11 protein-coding genes and 2 pseudogenes are annotated in these 9,512 nt (G+C 70.9%); 6 read left to right on the plus strand and 7 right to left on the minus strand.

Translation table 11 applies throughout. The features are described from left to right. Window positions 1-50: 50 nt before the first annotated feature. The gene (locus KUM40_RS22775; protein ID WP_217167873.1) at window positions 51-560 is read right to left on the minus strand and encodes a 2'-5' RNA ligase family protein; all 510 of its coding nucleotides are present in this window, start codon (window positions 558-560) and stop codon (window positions 51-53) included. A 65-nt stretch (window positions 561-625) separates the two neighbouring features. Then, the gene (locus KUM40_RS22780; RefSeq protein WP_217167874.1) at window positions 626-1,462 is read right to left on the minus strand and encodes an SAM-dependent methyltransferase; all 837 of its coding nucleotides are present in this window, start codon (window positions 1,460-1,462) and stop codon (window positions 626-628) included. Between the two features lie 142 nt (window positions 1,463-1,604). Here KUM40_RS22780 and KUM40_RS22785 point away from each other — a divergent pair, with 142 nt between their 5' ends. Genes KUM40_RS22785 through KUM40_RS22795 form a run of 3 tightly spaced genes read left to right on the plus strand, consistent with a single transcriptional unit; the run spans window position 1,605 to window position 4,063 of the window. Next, a complete protein-coding gene (locus KUM40_RS22785; RefSeq protein WP_217167875.1) occupies window positions 1,605-2,276 on the plus strand; it encodes a HEAT repeat domain-containing protein in 672 nt (223 codons plus the stop codon). Between the two features lie 3 nt (window positions 2,277-2,279). Next, entirely contained in the window at window positions 2,280-3,326 is a 1,047-nt protein-coding gene (locus KUM40_RS22790) for a HEAT repeat domain-containing protein (protein WP_217167877.1), read from the plus strand. Continuing rightward, on the plus strand, window positions 3,323-4,063 hold the full coding sequence (locus KUM40_RS22795; RefSeq protein ID WP_217167878.1) for a class I SAM-dependent methyltransferase: 741 nt from the start codon (window positions 3,323-3,325) through the stop codon (window positions 4,061-4,063). The genes KUM40_RS22790 and KUM40_RS22795 overlap by 4 nt, the downstream gene beginning before the upstream one ends. Before the next feature lie 53 nt (window positions 4,064-4,116). Here the strand turns inward: KUM40_RS22795 and KUM40_RS22800 are convergent. The 3 genes and pseudogenes from KUM40_RS22800 to KUM40_RS22810 all read right to left on the minus strand — a co-directional run. Beyond that, window positions 4,117-4,928, minus strand: a pseudogene (locus tag KUM40_RS22800) (alpha/beta hydrolase); the annotation flags it as partial. A 98-nt stretch (window positions 4,929-5,026) separates the two neighbouring features. Next, on the minus strand, window positions 5,027-5,491 hold the full coding sequence (locus KUM40_RS22805; RefSeq protein ID WP_217168565.1) for a spore-associated protein A: 465 nt from the start codon (window positions 5,489-5,491) through the stop codon (window positions 5,027-5,029). 214 nt (window positions 5,492-5,705) lie between these two features. Next, window positions 5,706-6,791, minus strand: coding sequence for an NAD(+)/NADH kinase (locus KUM40_RS22810; RefSeq protein WP_217167880.1), 1,086 nt, complete (start codon window positions 6,789-6,791; stop codon window positions 5,706-5,708). A 198-nt stretch (window positions 6,792-6,989) separates the two neighbouring features. Here KUM40_RS22810 and KUM40_RS22815 point away from each other — a divergent pair, with 198 nt between their 5' ends. Further along, entirely contained in the window at window positions 6,990-7,229 is a 240-nt protein-coding gene (locus KUM40_RS22815) for a hypothetical protein (RefSeq protein ID WP_217167881.1), read from the plus strand. Next, window positions 7,229-7,612 carry a toxin Doc gene (locus KUM40_RS22820; protein ID WP_217167882.1) on the plus strand — a complete coding sequence of 128 codons (384 nt, stop codon included), beginning with the start codon at window positions 7,229-7,231 and terminating at the stop codon, window positions 7,610-7,612. The genes KUM40_RS22815 and KUM40_RS22820 overlap by 1 nt, the downstream gene beginning before the upstream one ends. A gap of 30 nt (window positions 7,613-7,642) precedes the next feature. Here KUM40_RS22820 and KUM40_RS22825 read toward each other — a convergent pair whose 3' ends face one another. Next, entirely contained in the window at window positions 7,643-8,242 is a 600-nt protein-coding gene (locus KUM40_RS22825) for a GPP34 family phosphoprotein (RefSeq protein ID WP_217167883.1), read from the minus strand. A gap of 80 nt (window positions 8,243-8,322) precedes the next feature. Here KUM40_RS22825 and KUM40_RS22830 point away from each other — a divergent pair. Further along, window positions 8,323-8,560, plus strand: a pseudogene (locus tag KUM40_RS22830) (GNAT family N-acetyltransferase); the annotation flags it as partial. Here the strand turns inward: KUM40_RS22830 and sigJ are convergent. Then, a complete protein-coding gene (sigJ, locus tag KUM40_RS22835) occupies window positions 8,557-9,456 on the minus strand; it encodes an RNA polymerase sigma factor SigJ (protein ID WP_217167884.1) in 900 nt (299 codons plus the stop codon). The pseudogene KUM40_RS22830 and the gene sigJ sit on opposite strands and share 4 nt — an antisense overlap. Window positions 9,457-9,512: the final 56 nt, after the last annotated feature.

Here is a 9,512-nt window from a genome sequence, read left to right on the forward strand (position 1 = left end):
ATAACAGCATTTATATAAGTGCTGTTATTGCCAACTTCGTGGGACACGATCTAGCGGGCAAGGGGCAGTTCGGTGAGGTGTCGCCAACCTGTGGGGGTGAGGGCAACCACCTGCAACGAGTTGACCTCAGTGGTGATCGGCAGCGAGGCGGCGGTGCGGCGGGCGATGTCGGCGGCGGCTTCCGGGGACGCGTCCAGCGCCACGGTGACGTGCACCGGCGGGTTGGGGCCGTAGCGGCCGCCGTATGGGGCCTGCGCCGGAAAGGCGGTGCGAACGGCCTTGGCCACGGGGCCGAGTTCGGGCACCGGGACGCCGACGAAGCCACCGGTTCGTTCGACCGCGGCCATCCGGATGGGGATTCGGCCGGCCGGTAGTGCCGCCCGTAGCCGGTGCAGCTCCCGCTCGCCGACCTCGTCGACGGCCAGCCATGGATAGAGCAGCGCGGCGTGCGCGGGCACACCTGGTCGCACTGCCTGTGCGTCCGCCTCGGCGGCCGACCGCAACAGCGGTTCGGCGTCCGGCAACACCGCGAGTACCGCCGTCGTTCCAATCCGAGCCAATGTCTCCCCCTGCTCCCCCTGCTCCCCCTGCTCCCCCTGCTCAGACGTCCCCGGGCGACACGGCTCTACGGCTTCCGGGCCATGCCTGCGGCGATGAGACGCTCCCAGACGGTCAGTTCGTCTTCACCGTCTTCACCGTCTTCACCGTCGTCGTCTCTCGCACGGCCGGCGGCCTCGGAACGCCACACGGACGCCGGTACGATCCCCGGCTCGAGAATGTCCAGACCGTCAAGCAGGGCCGCGATCTCCTCGTCGGTCCGCCACCTGCCGCGGCCGAAGGTCCCCTGGAGGACCTTCTCGGCCTCCGCTGTCTCCGGGTTGTTCCCGGAACGGAAGTGGCTGACGAAGAAGCAGCTTCCGGACGGTACGTGATCGCGCCAGTAGCGGACGATCCCGGCGGGGTCTTCCTCGTCGTTGACGTGGTGAAGGATGGCGCTGAACATGACGGCGACGGGGCGATCGAAGTCGATCAGCTCCTGGGTGTCCGGGTGGCTCCGTACTGCCTCGGGGTCCCGGACGTCGACCGGCACGACCCGCGTCCGGTCGTTCTCCCCCAGCAGCGCCCGCCCGTGGACCAGCACCTGCGGGTCGGTGTCGACGTACACCACCCGGGTGTCCCGAGCCCGCCGTTGCGCGACCTGATGCACGTTGTCGGCAGTGGGAAGACCGCTGCCCAGGTCGATGAACTGGCGCACCTCGGTCGTCGTCACGATCTCCCCCACCGCCCGGGTCAACGCCGCGCGGTTGGCGAAGGCGATCGCCACCGACCCGGGCAGGTCACGTTTGAACACGTCACCGATGTCCCGGTCCACGGCGTAGTTGTCCTTGCCGCCGAGCAGGTAGTCGTAGACGCGGGCGATGCTGGGCCTGGTGCAGTCGATGGAGGAACTGTCTCCCGTCATGACACCCATCATCTCCCGAAGCCTGGCGCCGCGACCACCACTTCGGCAGCGGGCGGCCGTTCGTCGGGGTGCACGAGCACGGGCTCCGTTTGACCTTGACACGGTGGCAAGGCCTTCACTGCTTGCCAGGGAGGTGGTCTTGATGACCATGACGAGACAGGACGCGGACGCGACGCGAGCGCTCCGGGGTCTGGAGGACAGCCGTTCGTCCGTGCGGCTGCGGGCGGCCATGGCGGTGGGCACGGCGCCCGACCCGCGCTTCGTCGGCAAGCTCATCGAACGCTCCGCGATCGAGCCGGAGTTCTTCGTCCGCGACATGCTGACCTGGGCGCTCACCCGCCACCCCGTGTCCTTGACGCTCCCCCGGCTGGTCGGTGAAGTCCGTTCGGAGCGTGCGCAGGCACGGAGTCAGGCGCTGCACACACTGTCCAAGATCGGGGACCGGCAGGCGTGGCCGGCGATCACCCGGGCGGTTCTGTCCGACGCCGACGACGAGGTGGCGCGCAGCGCCTGGCGGACCGCGGTCGTGCTCGTGCCGGAGGGCGAGGAGCCCGCACTGGCATCGGTGCTGGCTACGCAGCTCGGGCGCGGCGACCGGGAGACGCACCTGAGTCTCAGCCGGGCACTGGTCGCGCTGGGTGAGACGGTGGTGGGGGTTCTGCGTACCGCCACGACGGCCCCCTCCCCGGACGTGCGCGCACACGCGCTCGCCACCCAACGGCTGCTGCGCGACCCCGACGCCGGATTCGAATCCGCGATCGAGGAGGCGAAGCGCGTCGTGGCCCTCGGCGGGTCCGGCGAGGAGGCAAGATAGAACGTGTTGATCGGTGAGGTGGCGCGACGGTCCGGGGTCAGTGCCCGCATGCTCAGGCACTACGAGTCGCTCGGCCTGGTACGGCCTTCAGGTCGTACGGGCTCCGGATACCGGGAGTACTCCCGGGAGGACATCCGGCGGATCTTCCATATCGAGAGCCTGCGGTCGCTGGGGCTGTCGCTGCGGGAGATCGGCCGCGCGCTCGACGAACCCGGTTTCACGCCGTCGGTCCTCGTCGACGACCTCGTCCGGCAGACCCGCGAGCGCATCGCGGCCGAGACGGAGCTGCTCACCCGGCTGCGCCGGATCGACGCCGCGGACCCCGCGGGCTGGGAGGACGTCCTCCAGGTGGTCGCGCTGCTCCAGGCGCTGGGCTCGAAGAGCGCCGACGCGCGGCAGCGGGCGGCCCTCTCCTCGGTCCACGAGGCCGTGGTGCCGGTGGAGGCGCTGGTCGAGGCGGCACTGAGCGAGACGGACGCGAACGTCGCCGGAGCCCTTCGGTGGGCGCTGGCCCGATCGGGCGACGACGGCACGGCACTGCTGGCGGAGGGTCTGGGCTCACCGGTCGGCGCGGTACGGGAGCGGGCCGTTCAAGCCCTCGCCGAGATGCCCGGCGGTGAGGCCGCCGCGCACCTGCGGGGCGCCCTCGCCCATCCCGACGTCGTGGTCCGCGGGTATGCGGCACTGGCGCTCGGGACACAAGGGGTGACGGACGCGGTCCCGACGCTCATCGACATGATCGTGGCGGGACGGAACGACACCGATGCGGCCGACGCGCTGAGCGTGCTGGCGGGCGAGGCCGCGATGGCCGACGAGATCGCGGCCAGGTTCGTCGGCCGCCTCGCCGACGACGCCACCGCGGCGCCCGCCCGCGGACGGCTGACCCAGGCGCTGGCGGGCATCCCGGGCAGGAGAGCGTCCAGTGCCCTGGTGGAGCTGTCGCGGGACGAGGACCGTGCCGTCGCGCTGACCGCGGAGTACCTGCTTCGGCTGCGGGTCGTAAATACGTCGACAGCGCCCCTCCGCACCCGGCAGAGTGGCCGCCCGTGACGACCAGTGAGCTGTGGACCCGTGCGACCGCCGACCGCTACGACGCCGAGGAGAGCGAGACGTCCTCGGCCGCCGCCCTCGGACCGACTCTCGACTTCCTCACCAAGCTGGCCGGAGACGGACGCGCGCTCGAGTTCGCCATCGGAACCGGACGAGTGGGCGTCCCGCTGCGCCAACGCGGCGTGCCGGTGGCGGGCATCGAACTGTCCGAACCCATGGCCGCGGTCCTTCGGCGCAAGATCGACGAGGACACGCTGCCGGTGACCATCGGGGACATGGCCGCGACCGTCGTGCCCGGCGAGTTCGCCCTGGTCTATCTCGTCTACAACACCATCACGAACCTGCTCACGCAGGACGAGCAGGTCGAGTGCTTCCGCAACGCGGCACGCCATCTGAGGCCCGGCGGCCGGTTCGTCATCGAGCTGGGCGTGCCGCCGCTGCGCTTTCTGCCGCCCGGCCAGCTCGCGGTGCCGTTCGACGTCTCCGAGCGGCATGTCGGTTTCGACACCTTCGACGTGGTCGAGCAGATTCTCGTCTCGCACCACTTCACCCGCGACGGCGACGACGGCGGCTACCGCCGCGACAACTCCCGGCACCGGTACGCCTGGCCGGCGGAGCTCGACCTGATGGCACGGCTCGCCGGGCTGGAGTTGGAACGTCGCGTCGGGGACTGGGACGGGGCGCCCTTCACCCAGGATTCCGCGAAGCACGTCTCGGTGTGGCGCAAGCCGGTCTGAGACCGGCCCTCGCGAACGCACACGGTCGTGGCCTTCGCACGCTCAGTCGGTTCCAGCGCCTTGCGCAGAACGTGAATGGCCTGCTCGACGGCCGCGCTCGAGGCCTGAGTCCCGCGAACCGGGTTCAGCATCATGAAGTCGTGCAGGGCGGCGTTGTAGCGAATGCTCGTGGTCGGCACGCCGGCCTGGAGCAGCTTGCGCGCGTACGCCTCTCCCGCGTCGCGCGCAGGGGCGACGCGGTGATCTGGGCGCGCTCGGCCGGGTCGGTGGTGTAGGCGTCCCAGAACCACTCCATGGTCTTCGCCGCCAGGTGCGGCCCGTGGGCGAAGGTCCGGTAGCTCTCGGTGTCCCGGGCCGCGTCGGTGACGGGGTAGTACAGCGACTGGTGCAGGAAGGTGACGTCCCCGCGCCGCTTGGCCAGGTGCGTGAGGGCGGCGGTCATGTTGCCGCCGACGGAGTCACCGGCGAAGACCAGCAGGGAGGCGTCGAGGCCCTCTCCCGCACCCTTGGTGGTGATCCACTGGGCGGTGGCGTACGCCTGCTCGACGGCGACGGGGTACTTCGCCTCCGGGGAACGGTCGTACTCGACGAAGACCAGCGCCGCCTTCGCTCCGACGGCCAGCTCGCTCACCAGACGGTCGTGGGTACCGGCGTTGCCGAGGATCCAGCCGCCGCCGTGCACGTCGCCGACCCGGGCCGGGACCGTGATCCACTTCTCGTCCACGTCGAGCTATGCGACGGGCTGTGCCTGCACGTCGTCGAGCAGTTTGCGGGCACCGTCGACGCCGAGTTCGTACAGCAGCGGCGGCTTGGCGGTCGCGTCGGCGAATTCCCGCGCGGCGGGCTCGAGAACGATGTCACTCACGGCGTGCTCCTTGGGGGCGGACATGGCCGACTGGGGCCCTGGCGGACGACCGGGGGCTCCGCGTCGCGGTGGAGCCCCCGGTCGTCCGGCGTTGCCGATCAGCGGTCGCCGGCGAACCAGTCCTTCTGCGGGGTCTTGGCCGCGAGCGCGCCGCAGTTGGAGCCGTAGTTCCAGGCCTGGAGGTTGTCGATGACGCCGCCCCACTCCACGCAGGCGCCGCGCGCGGACACGTACACCGGCCCGGCGTACGAGCGGTAGTCCCCCTCGTCGTACTGGTCCTCGCCACTGTCGATGTTGCGCACGTAGGCCACCATGTACGTCGGTGCGCCCGTGCTGTTGCGGATGGTCACGGTGCAGTTCTTGCCGGTTGACGAGTTGTAGGTGAGGTACACCGTGCCGGTACCGCCGATCGGCATGGAGTTCACCACCTTGTAGCCGGAGCCGCAGACACCGTTGTACGACGCGGTCGTACCGGTGGTCGCCGCGCCGGCGGCGGGAGCCGTCGCCAGCAGCCCCGCCCCGATGGCCCCGACGGCGATCAACGACGCCCCCGCGGCTTGCATGGAACGCTTCATGGCACCTCGATCCGTGAATGGACTGGCCTCTCCATGGTGTTGCTGAAGCCACCCATTGAGACCTTTGCACCCGTTCGGTGGTTGTACGCCGTTGGCGGCTTTTTACAGCCATTCGCGAAGAAGATCAGCGAGTTCGCCGACCTTGCCCGGTCCAGGCCACCGAGTGCCGTATCGGCGCTCCCCGACCCGCCCTGGCCGACGCTCACGACCGTCGGCCCCGCTCGTGCGCTGCGTCGGCAGGCGGTATGGGCATCGCCAGGTGTGCGAGGTCTCCTGGTGGGGGCGTACTGACCGGCCACAGGGGGGCGGGCGTGCCGTCGGCGACCGCGGCCGGGGCGTCGGTCAGCCGCATGCGTTCGCGCAGTCGGCCGTAGAAGTCCATGGGCCCCAGCCGTACCGCCCGCAGCCGGCGGGGAGCGGCGTAGACGCCGAGCCAGTCGCCCGGATCGAGTACGCCCCGCAACTGTCCGTCGATGCTCACGGCGGCGCGGCCCGAGCGTTCGAGGATCCGCAGGCCGACGGGCTCGTCCGGTGCGGTGACCACCGAGCGGTCGAACGTCATGTGCGGGGCCACCGCCGTGAAGACGAGTGCCTCGGCCCGGGGAGAGACGACCGGGCCGCCCGCGGCGAAACTGTAGGCGGTGGAGCCCGTCGGGGTGGCCACCAGCAGCGCGTCGGCGGAGTACGAGGCCAGCAGCCGCCCGGAGACATAGACACCCACGGAGATCTGCCGGTCCCTCGCCAGCTTCTCGAGCACCACGTCGTTGAGGGCCGTGACGTTCAGGGCGATGCCCCATTCGTCACCGCTCTCGCAGTCGGTACGCACCCGGGGCGGCGGCAGCAACGGGCCTCGCCCGTAGCGCAGGAGCGATTCCATCTCCGAAGGGATCTCCAACAGGCGGGAGGTCCGCAGCGTGAGCAGCATGCGGCTCTCCGGCTCCAGACGATCACCCTGGACGGCGTCCAGGGCGGAGCGCACCGCGGGCGCGGGAACCTCGGTCAGGAACCCGACCCTTCCCAGGTCCACGCCCAGGATCAGGGCGTCGTTCTCGGCCGCCAGCCGGGCGCCGCGCAGGAAGGTGCCGTCACCTCCCAGGGTGACGATGAGGTCCGGGTCGCCCGCCGCGTCCATCTCCTCCCGGGCGCTGTGGCGGCCGTCGCCGCTCCACACGTCGATGTCCGTACACACGACGGCGTTCTCGTCGCACCACTCGCGGACTTCCCGTGCGGCTTGTGCGGAGCCCTCGCGCCCACCGTGCACCACGAGTCCGACCCGCTCGATCGTCACCACTGCCTCCCTGCGCGTTCGTACGGGTCGCCCGAGGTGTGCTCAGCTCGCGTCGAACCGCGAACGACGGAATCCTCGCCGACCGCCGCCGCGAGGCGGGCCGCGACATGCCGAGGCCGGGCGACCGCGTCGGGAGACGGAGAGGCTGCCGCTCACCCGCGGGTCGCGCGTCAGGTACCGGGTAGGTACCATGCCGGTATGCCATCGCTCAACGTGACCTTCACCGAGGAAGAACTGGAAGGCGTGCGTGCCGCTGCCGCAGCCGAGGGCAAGAGCCTGAAGCAGTACATGCACGACCTGGGTGTCCGCGAGATGCAGCGCAAGCGGTTCGTCGCCGGCGCCACCTCGTGGGCGGACCGGCTGCGTGCCGAGTTCGACGAGGCGTTCCCCGACGAGATTCCCCCGTCCCAGCGTGGCGAGGGAGTCACCGCCGCCTGATGAGCGAGCCCCTGTACATCGATGTCCCTTGGCTCCTGGATGTCCAGGACGCCGCTCTCGACAACGAGGACGTGTCGGTCACGGACTACTCGGCCCTCGTCGCGGCCGTGGCACGTCACAAGACCCGCATGCCGACCCTGGCCGCGTCCAACCCCGACAGCGCGTGGCGGGCGGCCGCCCTGTTGCACACCATCGTGCGTCTCGAGCCGCTCCCCCACCGCAACAGCCTCTTCGCCGCCTTTGTCACCGGTCAGTACATGGACCAGTCCGGGGAGGGCATCGACCCGCCCTACGGGGATCTGTCCGACCTGATCAGAAAGGTGCGCGAGACCGGGCTGAGCATCTACGACATCGCCGACGCGCTTCGTTCCTGGCGCATCTGACACCGCTGCGGCCGGACGTCGGCGGAGCTGTCACATGCCGCGCCAGATGTTGTCGAACGCCGCCTCCTCGATGCTGCGGCGCTGCCGGATCGCGGCCAACTCCACCACCGCGTCGTTCACGGTGGCGAGCACGGCCGCGATCGCGTCGTCCTCGGGGTCCGCCACATGGTCCGCCGACTCGTGCCGGATGCCCACCGCGGCCGCGAGACCCACCAGCACGGGATCGCCGGAGGACCATCGCTCGGTGGCCCGCCGCCGGGCCGACGGATCGGCCGGGGCCGGCCGGTCGGCAGTACGCCGCATGGTCCATCGCGATCGCCTGCGGCCGTCGTCCGCCCCCGCGGCGGCGAGATACTCCGCCGCCAGGCCGCGCCCCCGGCGCCACAGCCAGTCCTCCACGGACTCGGCGGGTTCCTCCGCGACGAGGGAGGCGGCCGCGTCGAGGAGTCGGTCACCGGACTCCGACGGCGACGCCGGGCGAAGGCGGGGACCGTCCAGCGACACCCTTCCCGCGTCCAGCAGGTCCACCAGTTCGGCTCCCGCCAGGGCCAGCGACAGGTCGCCCCGCTCGACCGGATACTCGGAGCCGACCTCGAGAGAGACGATCGTCAGGTCGTGCGCTGTGGTCATGACGGAAGCTCCATATCTGTCACATCCGCTGCGATACGGCAGCCTTGATCCGCGTCAGCCTACCCACGCCCGTCGTACGGCCCGCGTCAGGTGGCCCCTGGCGTGCGAGTCTGCGGCGGCACAGCCGCGGCTGGGTCTGCGCCGTGGAAGACGGCCGTTCGAACGGGGTGGGAGGCGCTGCTCGAGACGGTCGTCGAGGGATGCCGTGCCGGAGGGTGCGAGTGGCTGCATGTCGACTTTGAAGAGCACTTGAAGTCCTTCTACGTCGACACCTGCGGCTTCCGGGAGACGGCGGCGGGGCTGATCGCCCTGGCCTAGCTCCACGACCGCAGCTTCTCCGGGTTGCGGACCGCCCAGATTCGGGTGACGCGGCCCTCGGCGACATCGAACGCGGCTACGGTCATGACGGCGCCGGCCCGCCGGGCCACCAGGCCCGGCACACCGTTGACCGACCGCTCCAGGAGTTCGAGCCCCGGTGCCTTGTCGGCGATGGCGACCATGTACTCGGCGATGCGCGTGCCGCCTTCGACGGGGCGCAGGACGGTACCGACCTGTCCGCCGCCGTCGGCGGTCATCACGGCGGCCGGGTCGAGGAGGTCGACGAGGGCCGCGATGTCCTTGCTCTCCCATGCCTCCTTGACCTGCCGCACCACGTCGGCCTGCACGGCGGCCGTCGCCGGGGCCCGCGCCACGCGCACCCGCCGCCGGGCGGAGGCCGCGAGCTGCTTGCAGGCGGCAGGGGTCCGGCCGACGATGCCGGCGATTTCCGCGAAGGGGTAGCGGAAGACGTCGTGCAGCACGAAAGCCACCCGCTCGGCGGGGGTCATCGATTCCAGGACGACGAGGAAGGCCATGGTCACCGACTCGTCCAGGACCATCCGGTCCGCGGGATCGGCGGAGTCGGCGCCGTGGCCGTGGTGCCACTCGGCGTGGTCGGGCAGGGGATCGGGCAACCACGCGCCGACATAGCGTTCGCGCCGGGCCCGCGCCGAACCGAGCAGGTCCAGGCAGATGCGGCCGGTCACCGTCGTCAGCCAGGCGCCCGGCGCCACGATCTCGTCCTGCCGGCTTCGTGGCAGCGCGTACCAGCGTGCGTAGGCCTCCTGCACGGCGTCCTCGGACTCGGCCAGCGAACCGAGCAACCGGTAGGCGACATTGATCAGTTGGCGCCGTTCACCGGCTGCCGCGTCGGTGCCGCTCCCGGCCGTCTCCATGCCCCGCGCGCCCCCTCGCCTTACCTTTCACCGGCCCGCGTCGTCGGACTGGTGAG

This window comes from Streptomyces sp. AC512_CC834 (assembly GCF_019049325.1).
GTDB lineage: Bacteria > Actinomycetota > Actinomycetes > Streptomycetales > Streptomycetaceae > Streptomyces.

What these genes read in the sequence shown, in the direction of transcription:
- KUM40_RS22815 (WP_217167881.1), top strand. Translation starts at nt 6,990, where the DNA reads ATGCCATCGCTCAACGTGACCTTCACCGAGGAAGAACTGGAAGGCGTG.
- KUM40_RS22785 (WP_217167875.1), top strand. Translation starts at nt 1,605, where the DNA reads ATGACCATGACGAGACAGGACGCGGACGCGACGCGAGCGCTCCGGGGT.
- sigJ (WP_217167884.1), bottom strand. Translation starts at nt 9,456, where the DNA reads ATGGAGACGGCCGGGAGCGGCACCGACGCGGCAGCCGGTGAACGGCGC.
- KUM40_RS22820 (WP_217167882.1), top strand. Translation starts at nt 7,229, where the DNA reads ATGAGCGAGCCCCTGTACATCGATGTCCCTTGGCTCCTGGATGTCCAG.
- KUM40_RS22805 (WP_217168565.1), bottom strand. Translation starts at nt 5,491, where the DNA reads ATGCAAGCCGCGGGGGCGTCGTTGATCGCCGTCGGGGCCATCGGGGCG.
- KUM40_RS22825 (WP_217167883.1), bottom strand. Translation starts at nt 8,242, where the DNA reads ATGACCACAGCGCACGACCTGACGATCGTCTCTCTCGAGGTCGGCTCC.
- KUM40_RS22780 (WP_217167874.1), bottom strand. Translation starts at nt 1,462, where the DNA reads ATGACGGGAGACAGTTCCTCCATCGACTGCACCAGGCCCAGCATCGCC.